Source organism: Meiothermus sp. (genome assembly GCF_037443965.1).
GTDB lineage: Bacteria > Deinococcota > Deinococci > Deinococcales > Thermaceae > Meiothermus.
The window spans coordinates 12,871-28,875 of sequence record NZ_JBBINI010000015.1 but is presented as its reverse complement, the minus strand read 5'-3'; the positions used below and the strand labels follow the sequence as shown (position 1 = coordinate 28,875).

Sequence of the window (16,005 nt, the reverse complement as noted above, 5' to 3'; positions counted from 1 at the left end):
GCTGGGCAGGCCGCAGATGCGCGGTGGTACATATGAAACTATCACCCTCGAGCGCGAAGTCCTCGAGGCCACCGACCAGCGCTTCTCCAACCGCTTGAAGTTTATTGAACAGGCCGCCCGGTTGTACTTGCGCGAGCTGCGCCGGGCCGAACGGGATGCCCGCGACCGCGCTCTCCACGAAAAGTATGCAGAGGAGCTCAATCGGCAGGCCCTCGAGACCCTCGAGTACTCCGCCTACTACAACGAGGAAGACCCGCATGAGGCGAGGTGAGCTTTACCTGTACCAGAAACCCCGAGACAACGACCCCCGCAGGCAAAGGGTGTTTGTGGCAGTTGGTCATCAGGGATTGATTGACAGTACCTACTCTACCGTCATCTGCGCCGCGGTTTATAGCCGCTACGCAGGGCTAAAAACGCAGGTTCCGGTCGGTGTTGAAGAAGGGCTCAAACACGAGAGCACAATCTACCACGACGAGTTGACCAGTCTCGAAAAAAGCCGCCTGACCAACTACGTGGGTATGCTCTCAGCGGTGAAGCTCAAGGAACTTGACCGCGCCCTGGCCATTGCCCTCGACCTACCCGAGCCCGAGGAGTACGAGATCTAAACCGTCTCGGCCCGCTTGCGCTGGCTGGGGTCTAGCACCCGCTTGCGCAGGCGCAGGCTTTGGGGAGTTACTTCCAGAAGCTCGTCGGGGGCCAGGAATTCCAGCGCCTCTTCCAACGAAAACTTGCGCGGCGGAATCAGGCGGATGTTCTCGTCGGAGCCAGCCGCCCGCACGTTGGTGAGCTTTTTGTTGATGTTGACGTTGACGTTGAGGTCGTTGTCGCGGGCGTTCTCGCCCACAATCATGCCCACATAGACCTCGGTACCGGGATCAATGAAGAAGCTGATCCGCTCCTGCAAGCGGTACAGGCTGTAGGCGTAGGCCACGCCCGCCTCCATGGCCACGGCGCTGCCGGTGGTGCGGGTCTCCAGGCTGCCCACGTGTGGCCCGTAGGCGTGGAAGCTGTGGCTCATCACCCCCTCGCCGGCGGTAAGGGTGAGGAACAGGGTGCGGAAGCCGAACAGGGCTCGAGCCGGTACGGTGAACTCAGCCCGAATGCGCCCCGATTCCTGCTCCATATGCACCATCTGGGCCTTGCGGCTGCCCAGGGCCTCCATCACCGGGCCGAATTTGGCCTCCGGCACGTCCACCACCAGGTACTCGTAGGGCTCTTGAATCTGGCCCCCGATCTCCTTGAACAGCACGCTGGGCTGGCCCACCGAGAACTCGAAGCCCTCGCGCCGCATGGTCTCGAGCAACACCGACAGGTGCAGCTCGCCACGCCCGTGCAGCTCGAAGGTATCGGGCGTGACCTCGATGACCCGCAGGGCCACGTTGGTCTCGAGCTCCTTCAACAGCCGCTCGCGGATCTGGCGGCTGGTCACGTACTTGCCCTCCCGCCCGGCAAAGGGCGAGGTGTTGGGGGTCACGGTGATGCTCACCGTGGGCTCGTCCACCGCCAGACGCGGCAGGGCCTCGGGGGCTTCGCGGGCCGCAATGGTATCGCCAATCTCGACGCCTTCCATCCCGGCAATGGCCACGATATCGCCGGGGGTGGCCTCGTCCACCTCGAGGCGCTCCAGGCCCCGGTGGGTAAACACCGCCACCACCTTGAGGTCGCGGTGGCCGTGCTCGCCCACGATGGTCACAAACTGGTTTTTGCGCACCGTGCCGCGGTGCACCTTGCCCAGGGCAATCTTGCCCAAAAAGTTGGAATAATCGAGGTTGGCCACCCGAAGCTGGAAAGGGCCCTGGGCCACCTGGGGGGCCGGGATGTGTTTGAGGATGGTCTCGAAGAGGTCGGTCAGGTCGGGCTTGGGCTGGTCGCCCAGCCAGGCCGCCCCCTCGCGGCCAATGGCATAGAGATAGGGGAAGTCGAGCTGCTGGTCGGAGGCCCCCAGCTCGGCCATCAGGTCGAAGGTCTCGTTCAAGACCTCGTCGGGCCGGGCGTCTTTCTTGTCCACTTTGTTGATCACCACGATGGGCTTGAGGCCGGCCTCAATGGCTTTCTTGAGCACGAAGCGGGTCTGGGGCATGGGGCCCTCGGCGGCGTCCACCAGGAGCAGCACCCCGTCCACCATCGAAAGCGCGCGCTCCACCTCGCCGCCAAAGTCGGCGTGGCCGGGCGTGTCCACGATGTTGATCTTCACGCCCCCCCACTCCACCGCGGTGTTCTTGGCCAGAATGGTAATGCCGCGCTCGCGTTCCAGATCGTTGGAATCCATAATGCGCTCGCCCCCTTCGTCGTGGCGCGAGAGGGCTTTGGCTTGCTTGAGCATCGCATCTACCAGGGTGGTCTTACCGTGGTCTACGTGCGCAATAATTGCGATGTTTCTGAGTTCCATTGTGTCTCCAGGGGGATTGCCGTCTGGTATGCCGACAGCAGGCAACCCTGTTAGTCTAGCCGAAGAATCGGGGTTTTGTATACAGCAACATTACAAAATCTGCTCCACTTTCTGAGAGCGGTTCCCACGAATACCCAGTATCACGAAACCGTTGCACTGGGGGTAAGTTACGCTGCACGCCGTGCAGCGCAATGATGAAAACCGCGATGAGAGCGCCTGTATTGAGCCCGTCTACCTCTGGGTGAGGAGATGAGCAAGCGCCTCGGCATGACAAGCATTATGGGCAACATTTACAAGCTCAACAGCCAATCGGCAGCTTTCTCTGCAACCATCATGGTGGGAATGTTGGTATTGCCGCGCACTACCTTCGGCATCACCGATGCATCCACCACATAGAGGTTTTCGCACCCATATACCCTCAGGTGTTCGTCTACCACCTGTCCCATGCTGCAGGTTCCAGCCGGGTGGTAGAGGGTTTGGACATATTGGCGCACATAGTTGTCCAGTTCGGCTTTGTCTTTGAGGTTGGCTTGTCTTGCATGGGGTTGGCCCCGGTAGGAGTCAAAGGACTTTTGCGCGGCGATTTCGCGGGCCAGCTCCATTCCAGCCCGCAACACTTCTAGGTCGTGCGGTTCACTCAAATAACGCGGTTGGATCAGCGGGGCTGCCTCGGGGTCGGGGCTGGAGAGACCGATGAACCCCCGGCTCTGCGGAGCTACCAACGTGGGGCCAATGGTAAAGAAGTGGCCCTCCTCGCGGTCAAAGCCGTGGTTGCTAAAGAAGGCTGGCCCAAAATGGTACTGCAAATCGGGTGCGGGTGCATCGGGCCGGACGCGCAAAAAGGCTCCGGCTTCAGCTACATTGCTTACAAACGGCCCGCTTTGGGTCAATAGATACCGGGCAATATTCGCTAGGGTTTCGGCCTTGTCCAGACTGACCGGCACTTTGCAGTGCCAGATCACCGGTAGGGCCAGGTGATCCCACAGGTTTTGCCCCACCGGCAGGTCTTGCCGGACTTCGATCTGGTGCTGCCGTAGCTGATCGGCGGGGCCCAGACCTGAGAGCATGAGGAGTTGGGGGGACTTCACCGAGCCGCTCGAGACAATCACCCCCCGGCTGGCCCGTACCTGCCAGATACGACCCTGATGGGCGTATTCCACCCCTACCGCCCTGGCTTTTTCAAACAGAATTCGGTGGGCTCTAGCCCCTGTCTGTACATCGAAATTGGGGCGCGGTAGAGCAGGCTTCAGGTACGCCGTGGCTGCGCTGTGCCGGGCTCCGTTTTTCTGGTTGACGTGAAACAGGCCTACCCCTTCCTGCGCTGGGCCGTTGAAGTCGTCGTTGCGCTTCAGGCCCCATTGCAGAGCCGCCTCAATAAAGGCGTGGGTAAGGGGGTTGGTATACTTCCGAACCTCCACGTGCAGCGGGCCCTGGTCGCCGTGGTACTCGGAGGGGCCCAGGGGGTGGGTCTCGAGCTTCTTGAAGTAGGGCAGCACCTCGGCAAACGACCAGCCGGGCTGCTGCCAGTCGTCGTAGTCGCGGGGGTTGCCGCGGATGACGATCATGGCGTTGATACTGCTGCTTCCGCCCAACACCTTGCCCCGGGGCCAGTAGAGTTCGCGCCCATTCAAAGCTGGCTGAGGCGTGGTGAAAAAAGCCCAGTCGGATCTGCTTTTGAATAACTTGGGAAAGGCGGCAGGAGCTTTATGGTACAGACCTTGCTCGGGTTCGCCGGCCTCTAAGAGTAAAACCTTGAGGTCGGCCCTGGCACTCAGGCGATGGGCCAGCACACACCCCGCCGACCCCGCCCCTACGATGACGTAATCGTACGCTTGTCTCATTCAACACCATTTTATCGCTCATGCATGCATAACCAGGACAACCCGCTAGGGTATCTTGAGGAGTTTTCGGAAACGTGATGATTGCAACATCACAGCGGGCTGGTCTTCGTACCAACTGTGCGTCCGAAAATCTCTCGCATGGCTTTTGAGGTTGATAACTAGTGCTCCGGTAACTTAATTCCCGGGATGGATCTGGCTCCCTTGATATTTGGGAGTTGCTTTGAGCGCTTCATTTTGGGAACTTCACTGCATATAAATCTTTAACTTACCAAACCACTAGCCTTTTGCCGCCGGGAGCCAGACACCGACCCTGGCGCCCCCCTCTGGGCGGTTCTCAGCGTGGGTTTTACCCCCCATCACCTGGGCCACCGCCGCTACCAGGGCCAAGCCTAGGCCTACCCCGTCACTCTGGTCGTTCTTAATAAAGGTTTCGAAGGCCCTGGGCAAAATCTCGGGCGCAAAGCCAGGGCCGCCATCGTAAAACCACAGCCAAACCCCCTCCTGAGCGGGCTCGAGTACCAGCTTTTCCAGACCACCAGCGTGTTTTTGAGCGTTCTTGAGGAGGTTCTCGACCACCACCGACATCAGCCTGGGGTCGGCCTCCACCCATCCGCTCCCCAGAGCCTCTAGCCCGAATTGCTCACGCAGAAAAGCAACCAAGTCCAGCGGTTGGCCCTGTACCCGCCCCTGGCCTTCCAGCCGGGCCAGGGCCAGCAAGCCCTCTAAAAGCAACTCCATGCGCTTCGCTTCGCGCAGGGCTCCCTCGGTGGCCTTAGGTTCCCCAGGCCGCCGTTGCAGCACCTCCAGATACCCCTTAAGGGCTGTTAGGGGGTTGCGCAGTTCATGCGAAGCGCCATAGGCAAAGCGCCGTGCGGCCTGTTCTTGCACCTTGAGCCGATGCAGAGCCGTCTTCAGTTCGCCCATTAAGACATTCATGGCCTCTACAGCGGGGCGGGCTTCGTAGAGTTGGGGGGTTGAGAGGGGCTCGAGGTTTTCGGCACTACGCCGGGCCAACTCGCGCGAGACCGCGTCCAATGGGCGCAACGACTGCGAAAGGCCCAAAGCCCCCACGGCAAACGCCAGCAACGCCAGCAACCCCCCAATGCCCAGATAGATTTGCAGCAGACGCTGCGGCAGCGCCACCACCTCATCCAAGGGGGTACCCAGGCCCAAACCCCCTTCATCGCTGGGAAGCGCTACCCACAGCCAGTTGTCTCGAATCTGGCGAAAGCTTTGGCCCTGGGAAAGGGCCTGCTCGAGGCCCTCGGGCAGCCGATAATCACCCAGATCGGTATAGGCCGTGCGGCCTTCCGGACTCAGGATAAACCCCACCCCACCAAACTCTTGCACGATCTGGGCCAGATCCTGAATGCGAACCTGCCCTTGGCTGACCAGAAAACCCAGCCTCGAGAGGGCTGCTCGCTCGAGGGTGTCCTGCACGGTGCGCTGGGCCTGCTGCACCGTCAAGGCCCCCAGCGGAAACAACAGCAGGGCTAGGGCCAGCATTAGCCACAACAGGAGGCGGAGGCGGAGGGTCATGGTTGGAGGGAATTAGGGTTTAGGAGATAGGTATCGAAAAGCCGTTTGCTGCTGGCTAGTTGGCCTACTTCCTCAAGATATACCCATGCCCCCGCACGGTGTGCAGCAGCATAGGTTCGCCCAACGCACGGCGCAGCGCGGAGAGGTGAACTTCTAGGGTGTTGGGCTCGACCCCTTCTCCCCAGACCCGTTGCATTAGGGCTTCCTTGGGCAGCAGGCGCTCGGCATGCTCCAAAAAACACTGTAAAAGCTGCAGGGCTTTGGGCGAAAGCTCCAACAGCCGCTCCCCTCGACGGGCCTCCATTTTGCGTGGGTAAAGCACCACATCGGCATAGGAGAGCACTTCCTCATCGCGTTTGCTGCGACGTAACAGCGCCTCAATCCGCGCTACCAGTTCCGATAGCGCATAAGGTTTGACCAGATAATCGTCGGCCCCTTCACGCAGCCCCTTGACCCGCCATTCCACTTCGTCCAGCGCAGTGAGCATTAGCACCGGCACTGCGCTCACCTTGCGTATCTCACGCAAAACCCCAAACCCATCCCCCCCCGGCAGCAGCACATCCAGCACCACCACATCGGGGGCGTCGGTCAGTCTGCGCAGTCCATCGGCCCCATTGCCTGCTTCGATTACACCGTAGCCCTCGAGTTCCAATCCCAAACGCAGGGCTTCGCGCACCCCCGCATCATCTTCAATCAGCAGCACCAGGGCCATACCTCTATTGTGGCAGACCCAGGCTGAACTCGAGCTTAAAGAACTAATCCACCCCAACAGGAGGCCATCAAAGCCACCCATATCGCACTCTTCACAGACGTGGTTTGGTAAGTTAAAGCAGTGAAGTTCCCAAAATGAAGCGCTCAAAGCAACTTCCAGATATTAAGGGAGCCAGATCCATCTCAGGAATTAAGTTACCGGAGCACTAGCTAGAGTCCCTACCATTGTCGCTTTTTTGTGGGGGCAAACCCCGCACGAATAGATCTACCCCCTCTTGTAAAAGCAGCTCTACCGAATAGCCTGGCATGTGCTGGGCCGTCATATAGGCTCCATGCACAATGGAAGCAAAGATCACCGCAAGCAATCTGCCGTGCCCAGGCGATGCTTTCTCCAGCACCTTTGCCAGTTGCTCAATGCCTCGATTCATGGCTTCTTGGGCCAAATGGGCCGCTTCCTGATCGCCCCCTCGGCGACCCGACTGTGTGGTCATGAGGGCGGTTAGGGGTTCTACTTGCCCACGGTAGGCCAGGCCCAGGGCCATCAAGCGTTGGTGCAGGGTACCCGGACGCGAGAGCGCCCGCTGGGTTTCCTGTGAGCCCTCCTCGAGCAGCGCTTCCAGCAAAGCCCGTTTGGAAGCAAAGTGGTGATAGACCGCTGCTTTGGTCAGGCCCAGGGTTCGGGCCAGATCTTCTAGGCTGGTAGCGGCATACCCACGCTCCGCGAACGCCTTACGTGCGCTTCGCAGGAGAGCCTGGCGGGTATCCATGCTGCTACAGACTACGCCCCTTTTTTCCAACCCTGGTGTAGTTCCAGCAACAGTGGCACAAATCCCACACTCCAAGAGCTTTTGTGCTGGATATGCGTGGAATTATTCTAAAACAGATAATTGATCCCAAACCGAATCTGAATTCCAAAAGCCGTTCCGTAAATGCCAGTAGCGTCGCTGGCCAAGTAGAGGGTTGGTACGGCCTCCGCAAACAAGCCCGCGTCGCTGGCAGTGTTGTAGTTAACCCCAGCCAGACCGCGAACCCCAAAAAAGTTTAGCGCGCCCAAACCCACCCAATTGCCCCCAACCCCCCCATAAGGCAGCAGACGACCCGCCCCAAACGGGAAGAGCAGGTCGGCACCTAGCTCGAGAAAGTTCGGGCTCACGCCAATGCCCAGATTGGCCCTGGCCCCAAACCCACCACCAAAATCGTAGCTTCCAGCCTGCAACATCAAACTGTTCAGGGGGGTACCCTCCACCCACTGAAACACTAGGCTGGCCCCCGCAAAAGGCTTGGAACTTTGCGCAAAGGCAACAAGGCCCCAGCACAACAACAGCAAAACCACCAAACGTTTACCCATAGTTGTATATTCTATTGGGATTCCTCTGGGAAATTGGGGGTATATGGATTCCAAAAATGTTACATAAAGATTTCATTAGCTGCCCTTAAGACTTCCCTCGAGCCTCCTTCCCTACACTGCCAATTATGCGCCTATCCTATCTGGTTGTGTCGCTGTTGACACTGCTCCTGGCTGCTTGCAGCGGCGAGAGCATCATGCGGCCCCCTGGCTCCCCCCCATCTGCCCCACCCCAGCCCCCTACCAACACTTTTAGCATCTCCGCTACGCCCAATCCCATGAACTTGGCACGTGGAAGTACAGGCGTACTCACCGTATCCGTCACTTTCAATGCCAGCAACCTGACCAGGGTGCGCCTGACCTGGGTGAGTGGATCCGTTGGAGTTGTTTCGAATACCTCTACCACAGATGTAACCCCCAACAACAACACCTTCCAATTCCAGATCACCAACAACGCCAGCCCCAACGAAGCCCGACCCTTTTTCTATATTTATGGCAATGGGTGCACCAGCAATGGCTGCGGTGGACAAGAACAACGCAGCGTTGAAATACGTACAAACTAAGTGTCTCCACAGTATGTTTGTCACTGTAACCCGCTTGGTATGCATCGGGGTACTGCGCCTTGGAAGATGCACCTTGAAAGTGGGGCCTCCAGCGTTTGACAAGCTTACTAGGGCGCAGCTTAGCCTGAATCAAGGGCTGGCTCGAGCCGCCACACCGGCGGCTTTTTCGTGGTTTTGCCGAACCAAGGTACCTTTTTATCCCGGGCACACTTTGCAGGAGCCCACAAGAGCATGGGGTAAGGGGCAGGCTCAGACCTTGTGGGGCTGTGTTTCCCTTAATCAGAGTTCGAGATTATCGCGCACTTCACAGACGTTGCCGCTTAGTGAAAACGAGCAGTGACCAGCAGACGTGCCTCACCGAGGTGAGACGCTTTCTTCGCCGCGAAGCGGGGTGGCACGCTTGTCTGTGTTGCGTCTGCTAGGGGGTTAGCCAATGTGTGGCTAATACCCTTTCCGCTTGAATCCTTCAGCGTTGGACGCAGTCAGAGGTGAAGGATTCAAGCCGACCGAAGGGAGTAGAAAAGCATTTCGGTAGTATCGTTTAGGCTTGTCAAAGTGAACGATACTACCGAAATGCGTATAACCTAGCCCAGATGCAGGTTACGCACCCAAGCGTGGGCCGCGCGCGGCCCACGCTTGGGCTTCGAGGTTCCAGGCGGTGACAGTCTTGCCAGGGAAAAAGACCCTTAGCCATGGACGACTCCATCTTTGTGAAGTGCTCTACTCTATTCGCAACCACCTCGGTACGATGCGCTTGAGGAATAGGCATTAAATGATGGGGGATAATCCCCCATCTTCAACCTTCTTGGTTGGCTAGTTGATGGTTCCCAGAGCACCCTCGAGTTCCAAGTCCTGGGTGTTGCCGTTGCGCACGTAGAGGCCGCGCCAGGCATCTTCGGTGGTGAAGCCACCGCTCAGGCTAATGTCGGTGCCGGGTTTGATGTACTGGCGCAAGGGGCCAACACCGGAACTGCGGTCGCCAGGGGTGTGCGGGCCATCGCCGTAGAGGTTGGTCTCGAACCAGCCGTCGCCGTCAGGGTCTTTAGCAGGGTCATATTTGACCCGAATATTGTTGAAGTGGATGGTGCGGCGGGTGCTGGAGTTGCCACGATTGGTTACCAGGCTGGTGCAGTCCAGGCTGGTGCAGGAGGTAGCAGGGTTCTGGATGTCAATGCCGATGCCTGCCCCGCTAAACTGCATCAGGGCCTTGGTCAAGCCACCATCCCACTGCTCGTAACCACCCACCTGACCCGACGGCCGGATGCGCTTGGAAGCGCGGGTGGTCTGGGCCAGTTGCTGCCCAATGGCCTCCTGGTTGATCTGCTGACCGGTGCGGGGATCGGTACAGGTGTTGGTGTAAAAGGGGTTGCTGTCCTGGTTGGAGCGGCTGGCCCCAAAGTCGCCTTTGTAGGAGAGTTCGACCAGCTTCTCGCCGGTACGCCAGCGGGTCGCCACAACCACCACGGTGTGGAAGCGAGCACAAACTCGCTGCTCGGTGCTGGTCTCGGAGTGGATGTTGATATACCAGCCAATCTCGCCATCCCGCACCGCGAAACCCTTGAAACCCTCAGCGCGTTCGGCTTGGTTGTTGGTATAGCGAGCGGTATATAGGAAGGGCGCCTGGTAGCCAATCAGACCGGGGTCGGAGTTGTGCTCGTGGCGGTAGTAGCACCAGTACACCGGGTCAATCTGGGGGTGCCAGCTTTGGTAGGTTTCGCCATCGGGGCCTTTGGCTTGCCACAATCCATCCATCCAGGCGGGGCAGGTGGTATTGGGCACGGGCCGTTCGGTGATGCCGTTGGGCAGGGCCGGTTCCGCCGAAGGCTGCCCGTTGCCCTCAGCCAGCAGCACCCAGTACTCCCCTTTGCCCTCAGGGGAGCCCAGGGTAATTTCACCGGCCCGGAAGGTGCGGGTGTAGGTGTTGAACTTCTTGCCATCGGCGGCGGTAGTCTCGCCTTTTTGCCAGCCCGTAAGCCACAGCGCCGAGTTTTCCCAGGCCACCACCACCGTGGCCGGGCGGGTCAGGGTCAGGCGCAGCCAGTCCGCTCGGGTCGAGCTCGAGCCCGGCGCGTCCAGGATGTCCCAGCCGACATACTGGGTAAAGCGCGGCCCCGAAGCCTGGTTGGGGTTATTGGGGTTGCGGTTTTTGTCAGCCTGGCGGGGCCAGTAGCGTAAACCACCGTAGCTAGCGCTCAGACGGCCATTGTTTTCATTGACAGCAACATAGCGGCTTAGAAGGGTCAGGGGCTGGTTGGTAGGGTGTTGGGTGAGCGGCTCAGCCAGAAAAGGGCCATTGGAGCTATCGGGGGTGGGGTTATCGGTATATTCCCCACTGCCACAAGCCCCCAAAAACAACCCCAGACCCCCCAGCAGCGAAAGCATCCTCATTCGTTGCATCTGATTTCCTCCTGTACCCTGCTCGAGTTGTAAACAACCCTCAGTCATCAAGGTACAAGGACTTTTGACCGTTACTTTTGTGGATTAACCGCAGCTTAAGAATGGAGGCCAAGCTGGCTCAGAAAGCCCTAACCGAACTCACAAACAAGCGTTTAGGGCGTTACATTCTTAAGGGCCAATCGTGGGCCTAGCCCCAAAACAGGCTTTGTACGTAACGCCTTTGGGGATTGCGTAGAATGTATGAGCACATGGACGGTCATCGTTTTTTCCAGGGCATCGCCAGTCAGATAGAAGCACTTGACGCATACCGTTCCGCCGATCTCCAAGCACGGGTACACCGCTATCTAGACGACCTTTGGGTCGGGTTGCAGGCAGTCTACCCCCAAGCCGACCCGGTGGCTGAGCGGGTGGCCCAGGTCATTGGGCAGAACCTGGCCCAACGACCCACCGACCTGCAAGCCCTGGATTTGGAACGCATTCACACCCCGGACTGGTTCTTGAAGCCCGAAGTGCATGGCTACATCGCCTATACAGACCGTTTTGCCGACACGCTTCAGGGAGTGGGTGCCCATATCGGCTACCTGAAGGAGCTGGGCATCCGCTACCTGCACCTGATGCCTTTGCTGCTACCGCGTGAGGGTGAGAACGACGGTGGCTACGCGGTGGCCGACTACCGGCGGGTGCGCCCCGACCTGGGCAGCATGGACGACCTCGAGGCCCTCTGCACCCAGCTCCGCCGCGAGGGCATCAGCCTTTGCTTGGACTTGGTGCTCAACCACGTGGCCCGCGAGCACCCCTGGGCCGAGGCCGCCCGGCGTGGCGACCCCAAGTACCGCGATTACTTCTACATCTATCCCGATCGCACCCTCCCCGACCAATTCGAGCGCACCCTGCCCGAGGTCTTCCCCGACTTTGCCCCCGGCAACTTCACCTGGGACGACGAGGTACAGGGCTGGGTGTGGACGACCTTCAATAGCTGGCAGTGGGATGTGAACTGGAGCAATCCCGAAGTTTTTTTGGAATACCTCGATGTGATTTTGTGGCTGGCAAACAAGGGTATTGACGTGTTCAGGCTGGATGCCATCGCCTTCACTTGGAAGCGCATGGGCACCCACTGCCAGAACCAACCCGAGGTGCATGCCCTTACACAAGCGCTGCGGGCCGCGGTGCGCATTGCCGCACCCGCTGTGGCCTTCAAGGCTGAGGCCATCGTGGCCCCGGAAGACCTGATCGCCTATCTGGGCACCAGGGAGCACTACGGCAAGGTCTCGGAGCTGGCCTACCATAACACCCTGATGGTGCAGATATGGAGCAGCCTTGCCAGCCGCGATACCCGCCTTTTCACCCAGGCCCTGATGCGCTTCCCCGAGAAGCCCGCCAGCGCGGGCTGGACCACCTATCTGCGCTGCCACGACGACATCGGCTGGGCCATCTCCGATACCGACGCCGCCCTGCAGGGCTTCAGCGGAGCGGCCCACCGCCGCTTCCTATCGGACTTCTATAAGGGCGACTTTCCGGGGTCGTTTGCCAGGGGGATGCACTTCCAGGAGAACCCTGAAACCGGTGACCGGCGCACCTCGGGCAGTGCGGCCAGCCTGGCCGGGCTGGAGGCTGCGCTCGAGTCCGGGAATCCCCGCCTGATTAATCTCGCCATCGAGCGCATTCTGCTGGCCCATGCGGTCTTCATCGGGTATGGCGAGGGCATCCCGCTCATCTACATGGGCGACGAGCTGGGGATGCTCAACGACTACGACTACGCCCAGGAGCCCGCCCACCAGGACGACAACCGCTGGCTGCACCGGCCCAAAATGGACTGGGCCAGGGCCGAAAGGCGTAAACAGGAAGGCACGGTGGAGCACCGGATTTTCCACGGAATCAAGGGGCTCTTACAGGCTCGAGCCCGCACCCACCAGCTCCACGCTACCTTCTCTACCAAACCCCTCTGGCAGCCCAACCCGCACCTGCTGGTGCTGAAACGCCCCCATCCCGAAGGCACGCTGGTACAGGTCTACAACTTCAGCGAGCAAGACCAGGCTCTGCCTTGGGAAACCTTAAGGCAGGAGGGTATTGTGCAGCCCTACGACCACATCACCCAGGCCCCCGCCCCGGCCTACCTGAGGCCCTTTGCCCGACTGTGGCTGGCCCAACACCAAGCATAAGGAGCTTTGCATGGAATGGTGGAAAACCGCAACCATCTACCAAGTCTACCCGCGCAGCTTTCAGGACTCCAATGACGACGGGATTGGGGATTTACAGGGCATCCGCAGCCGCCTGAAATACATCCGCGACCTGGGCTTCGACTGCATCTGGCTATCGCCTTTTTACAAGTCGCCCATGAAGGACTTTGGTTACGATGTGGCCGATTACTGCGATGTAGACCCCATTTTTGGTACTCTAAAAGACTTCGACCAACTGCTGGAAGACACCCACCGGCTGGGCATGAAACTGATTATTGACCTGGTACCCAACCATACCTCCGACCAGCACTCCTGGTTCAAGGAATCGAGGTCGTCCCGCGACCACCCCAAGCGCGACTGGTACGTCTGGCGCGACCCCAAGGCCGATGGTTCACCCCCCAACAACTGGCAAGCCTACTTTGGCGGACCATCCTGGACACTAGATGCAAAAACCGGGCAGTACTATTTGCACCAGTTTTTGCCCGAACAGCCCGACCTCAACTGGCGCAATCCCGAAGTGCGCTCGGCCATGTACCAGGCGATGCGCTTCTGGTTAGACAAAGGGGTGGACGGCTTCCGTATTGATGTGATCTGGTTGCTGGTGGAAGATGCCCTATTCCGCGACGAGCCCGACAACCCCCAGTACAAGCCCGGCGACATAGATCGCTTCCGCCATATCCACATCTACCAGGAAGACCAGCCCGAGACCCGCGAGATTGTGCAGGAGATGCGCGCTGTGCTGGACGAGTATCCGGGCGACCGGGTGATGGTGGGGGAAATTTACCTGCCCTACCACCAGCTCATGCCCTACTATGGCACTGCCGAAAAGCCGGGCTGCCACCTGCCCTTCAACTTCCACCTGATTTTTAGGGGCCTGAACAACTGGACTGCTGAGAACATCCGCAACATCGTGGGGGAGTACGAGGCCAGTCTGCCCCCGTTTGCCACCCCCAACTGGGTGCTGGGCAACCACGACCAGCACCGCCTGGCCACCCGCATCGGGCACGACCAAGCGCGGGTCGCGGCCATGCTGCTTTTTACCCTGCGGGGCTCACCCACCTGGTACTACGGCGACGAGATTGGCATGGTGGACGGGCAGATTCCCCCCGAAAAAGTGCAGGACCCCGCGGCCCTGCGCTGGCGCAGGGCCGCGGGCGAGCACGGCCTTGACCCCGGCCGCGACCCCGAGCGCACCCCCATGCAGTGGACTCCCCACGCCTATGCCGGCTTCAGCACCCGCGAGCCCTGGCTCCCCATCAACCCGGACTACCCCGAGCGCAACGTGGAGGCCCAGGACGCCGACTCGTTCTCGATGCTGACCCTGGTGCGCACCCTGCTGGTGGTGCGCAGGGAAACGCCGGCTCTCCTGCACGGGGCCTACCAGACCTATAAGGCCCCCGAGGGGGTGTTCGCCTACCTGCGCGGGGGTGAGGTGCTGGTGGCGTTGAACCTTACCCAGGAGCCCCAAACCCTCTCGACACCCGGCGGGGAAATTTTGCTTTCGACCCATCTGGATCGCTACGGGAAGGTGGAAGGGGTGCTCGAGCTGCGGCCCCACGAAGGCCTGATTGTAAAACTATGACCCGCGTGCTGTTTGTCTGCATGGGCAACATCTGCCGCAGCCCCATGGCCGAGGGCATCTTCCGTCGCAAGCTGCACGAGCGGGGACTGGAGGGGCGGTTCGAGGTGGACTCCTGTGGCACGGGCGGCTGGCACGCGGGCGAGCCCGCCGACCCCCGTACCCAGGCCGTGCTGAGCAAGTACGACGCCCATTTTCCCCATGTGGCCCGCCAGATTCGCGCTGAAGACTTGAGCCACTTTGACCACATCTTTGTGATGGACAGGGAAAACCTGCGCACCCTCGAGCGCATGTTTCCCGCCCACCGGGGCAAGGCCCGGCTGCTCTTAGACTTGAACGGTGGGGGCGAGGTGCCCGACCCCTACTACGGCGGTCTCGAGCATTTCGAAGCGGTGTACCAGATGCTCGAGGAGGCGCTGGAAGTGTTTCTGCAAAACCATGCACCCCACTGAGCTGCTCCGCCAGGCCAGGCTCAAAGAGCACCCCCTCGAGCCCCTGTCGGGGGGCCAGATGGGGCAGGTCTGGCGGGCCGGGCCCTACGTCATCAAAACCCATCCCAATCCGCCTGCCGGGATGTTTCAGGCCGAGGCCAGGGGGTTGTTTGCGCTCTCCCAGGCCGGTATTCGGGTGCCCGAGGTGTACTGGGCCAGCAGCGACGGGCTGGTGATGGAATACCTGCCACCGGGCGAGCCGGACTGGGAAAAGCTGGCCCGCATGCTGGCCGGTATGCACAAACTGCGCCCACCCACCTATGGCTGGGATGATCGGGTCTTTCTGGGCAGTTTCGAACTCCCCAGCGGAACCCATCCCGGCTGGCAAACCTTCTGGATCGAAAAGCGCATTCAGCCCCTGCTCGAGGCCACCTGGAAACAACTGGGGCCATTAGGGCCCAGGGTAGAAGCCTTGCTTGGGCAGCCCCTGCCCCTCGAGGGCCCGGCCCTGATTCATGGGGATTTGTGGCAGGGCAATGTGCTAGCGGCAAAAGGGGGCCCGGCCCTCCTCGACCCTTCGGTGTGGTGGGGCGAACGCGCCGTTGACCTGGCCATGATGACCCTCTTCGGCGGCTTACCGGCCGGGTTCTGGAAGCTGTACCGGGTGCTCTACCCCATTCCCCCCGAGATCGAGCGGGCCCTACCGCGCTACCAGATTTACTACCTGCTGGTTCATGTATATTTCTTTGGCTCCAGCTACCTACCTTTGCTGCTGCGCACCCTCGAGGCTGCGACCTAGTCTCCAGGCCCCTCTTTCACGTAACGGTTTCTCGGTCAAATCTACCGCTCTTCTGCCCAGAAAGCTCTATCCTCGTAAGCGTGGGCGGCCCCGACGGTGTGTCTTTTCAGCGCTCTCTGCTACAATATTCGATACCTTCCGAGACACCACGGGGTTGCCTGCCCTGGCAAATAGGGCCAACCCGGGCCAGCAACCCAGATGAGCCAGACCTATCCAAGAACTGCACAGCCTTGA

At 60.1% G+C, this 16,005-nt stretch carries 14 protein-coding genes; 7 read left to right on the top strand and 7 right to left on the bottom strand.

Features of this window, described 5'->3' with window-relative positions; translation table 11 throughout:
• Nucleotides 1-16 precede the first annotated feature (16 nt).
• Nucleotides 17-271: a hypothetical protein gene (locus WKI89_RS09510; RefSeq protein WP_337869099.1), complete on the top strand. Its 255-nt coding sequence runs from the start codon at nucleotides 17-19 to the stop codon at nucleotides 269-271.
• Nucleotides 258-605 carry a type II toxin-antitoxin system PemK/MazF family toxin gene (locus WKI89_RS09505; RefSeq protein ID WP_337869097.1) on the top strand — a complete coding sequence of 116 codons (348 nt, stop codon included), beginning with the start codon at nucleotides 258-260 and terminating at the stop codon, nucleotides 603-605. The genes WKI89_RS09510 and WKI89_RS09505 overlap by 14 nt, the downstream gene beginning before the upstream one ends.
• Here the strand turns inward: WKI89_RS09505 and typA are convergent.
• The 6 genes from typA to WKI89_RS09475 all read right to left on the bottom strand — a co-directional run bounded on the left by typA (nucleotide 602) and on the right by WKI89_RS09475 (nucleotide 7,828).
• Nucleotides 602-2,389 carry a translational GTPase TypA gene (typA, locus tag WKI89_RS09500; RefSeq protein WP_337869095.1) on the bottom strand — a complete coding sequence of 596 codons (1,788 nt, stop codon included), beginning with the start codon at nucleotides 2,387-2,389 and terminating at the stop codon, nucleotides 602-604. The genes WKI89_RS09505 and typA overlap by 4 nt on opposite strands.
• Before the next feature lie 290 nt (nucleotides 2,390-2,679).
• The gene (locus WKI89_RS09495) at nucleotides 2,680-4,230 is read right to left on the bottom strand and encodes a GMC family oxidoreductase N-terminal domain-containing protein (RefSeq protein WP_337869093.1); all 1,551 of its coding nucleotides are present in this window, start codon (nucleotides 4,228-4,230) and stop codon (nucleotides 2,680-2,682) included.
• 276 nt (nucleotides 4,231-4,506) lie between these two features.
• Entirely contained in the window at nucleotides 4,507-5,769 is a 1,263-nt protein-coding gene (locus tag WKI89_RS09490; protein ID WP_337869091.1) for a HAMP domain-containing sensor histidine kinase, read from the bottom strand.
• Nucleotides 5,770-5,833: 64 nt separating this feature from the next.
• On the bottom strand, nucleotides 5,834-6,481 hold the full coding sequence (locus WKI89_RS09485; protein WP_337869089.1) for a response regulator transcription factor: 648 nt from the start codon (nucleotides 6,479-6,481) through the stop codon (nucleotides 5,834-5,836).
• A gap of 205 nt (nucleotides 6,482-6,686) precedes the next feature.
• Entirely contained in the window at nucleotides 6,687-7,247 is a 561-nt protein-coding gene (locus tag WKI89_RS09480; protein WP_337869088.1) for a helix-turn-helix domain-containing protein, read from the bottom strand.
• Nucleotides 7,248-7,354: 107 nt separating this feature from the next.
• Nucleotides 7,355-7,828: a hypothetical protein gene (locus WKI89_RS09475; protein ID WP_337869087.1), complete on the bottom strand. Its 474-nt coding sequence runs from the start codon at nucleotides 7,826-7,828 to the stop codon at nucleotides 7,355-7,357.
• 125 nt (nucleotides 7,829-7,953) lie between these two features.
• On the opposite strand from WKI89_RS09475, the gene WKI89_RS09470 reads away from it, so the two are divergent.
• Entirely contained in the window at nucleotides 7,954-8,388 is a 435-nt protein-coding gene (locus tag WKI89_RS09470; protein WP_337869086.1) for a hypothetical protein, read from the top strand.
• Nucleotides 8,389-9,201: 813 nt separating this feature from the next.
• Here the strand turns inward: WKI89_RS09470 and WKI89_RS09465 are convergent.
• On the bottom strand, nucleotides 9,202-10,785 hold the full coding sequence (locus tag WKI89_RS09465; RefSeq protein ID WP_337869085.1) for a hypothetical protein: 1,584 nt from the start codon (nucleotides 10,783-10,785) through the stop codon (nucleotides 9,202-9,204).
• 248 nt (nucleotides 10,786-11,033) lie between these two features.
• Between WKI89_RS09465 and WKI89_RS09460 the strand changes: the two genes are divergently transcribed.
• From WKI89_RS09460 to WKI89_RS09445, 4 genes are read left to right on the top strand one after another with little or no spacing between them, the layout of a single operon-like run.
• Nucleotides 11,034-12,944, top strand: coding sequence for an alpha-amylase family protein (locus tag WKI89_RS09460; protein WP_337869083.1), 1,911 nt, complete (start codon nucleotides 11,034-11,036; stop codon nucleotides 12,942-12,944).
• A 10-nt stretch (nucleotides 12,945-12,954) separates the two neighbouring features.
• Entirely contained in the window at nucleotides 12,955-14,544 is a 1,590-nt protein-coding gene (locus WKI89_RS09455) for an alpha-amylase family glycosyl hydrolase (protein ID WP_337869081.1), read from the top strand.
• Complete coding sequence (locus tag WKI89_RS09450) at nucleotides 14,541-14,993, top strand: low molecular weight protein-tyrosine-phosphatase (RefSeq protein ID WP_337869079.1); 453 nt, start codon at nucleotides 14,541-14,543, stop codon at nucleotides 14,991-14,993. Before WKI89_RS09455 ends, WKI89_RS09450 begins: the two co-directional genes overlap by 4 nt.
• Complete coding sequence (locus WKI89_RS09445) at nucleotides 14,980-15,771, top strand: fructosamine kinase family protein (RefSeq protein WP_337869078.1); 792 nt, start codon at nucleotides 14,980-14,982, stop codon at nucleotides 15,769-15,771. Before WKI89_RS09450 ends, WKI89_RS09445 begins: the two co-directional genes overlap by 14 nt.
• Nucleotides 15,772-16,005: the final 234 nt, after the last annotated feature.

What these genes read in the sequence shown, in the direction of transcription:
- WKI89_RS09490 (WP_337869091.1), bottom strand. Translation starts at nt 5,769, where the DNA reads ATGACCCTCCGCCTCCGCCTCCTGTTGTGGCTAATGCTGGCCCTAGCC.
- WKI89_RS09445 (WP_337869078.1), top strand. Translation starts at nt 14,980, where the DNA reads ATGCACCCCACTGAGCTGCTCCGCCAGGCCAGGCTCAAAGAGCACCCC.
- WKI89_RS09485 (WP_337869089.1), bottom strand. Translation starts at nt 6,481, where the DNA reads ATGGCCCTGGTGCTGCTGATTGAAGATGATGCGGGGGTGCGCGAAGCC.
- WKI89_RS09455 (WP_337869081.1), top strand. Translation starts at nt 12,955, where the DNA reads ATGGAATGGTGGAAAACCGCAACCATCTACCAAGTCTACCCGCGCAGC.
- WKI89_RS09495 (WP_337869093.1), bottom strand. Translation starts at nt 4,230, where the DNA reads ATGAGACAAGCGTACGATTACGTCATCGTAGGGGCGGGGTCGGCGGGG.
- WKI89_RS09475 (WP_337869087.1), bottom strand. Translation starts at nt 7,828, where the DNA reads ATGGGTAAACGTTTGGTGGTTTTGCTGTTGTTGTGCTGGGGCCTTGTT.
- WKI89_RS09450 (WP_337869079.1), top strand. Translation starts at nt 14,541, where the DNA reads ATGACCCGCGTGCTGTTTGTCTGCATGGGCAACATCTGCCGCAGCCCC.
- WKI89_RS09505 (WP_337869097.1), top strand. Translation starts at nt 258, where the DNA reads ATGAGGCGAGGTGAGCTTTACCTGTACCAGAAACCCCGAGACAACGAC.
- WKI89_RS09480 (WP_337869088.1), bottom strand. Translation starts at nt 7,247, where the DNA reads ATGGATACCCGCCAGGCTCTCCTGCGAAGCGCACGTAAGGCGTTCGCG.
- WKI89_RS09465 (WP_337869085.1), bottom strand. Translation starts at nt 10,785, where the DNA reads ATGCAACGAATGAGGATGCTTTCGCTGCTGGGGGGTCTGGGGTTGTTT.
- WKI89_RS09470 (WP_337869086.1), top strand. Translation starts at nt 7,954, where the DNA reads ATGCGCCTATCCTATCTGGTTGTGTCGCTGTTGACACTGCTCCTGGCT.
- typA (WP_337869095.1), bottom strand. Translation starts at nt 2,389, where the DNA reads ATGGAACTCAGAAACATCGCAATTATTGCGCACGTAGACCACGGTAAG.
- WKI89_RS09460 (WP_337869083.1), top strand. Translation starts at nt 11,034, where the DNA reads ATGGACGGTCATCGTTTTTTCCAGGGCATCGCCAGTCAGATAGAAGCA.
- WKI89_RS09510 (WP_337869099.1), top strand. Translation starts at nt 17, where the DNA reads ATGCGCGGTGGTACATATGAAACTATCACCCTCGAGCGCGAAGTCCTC.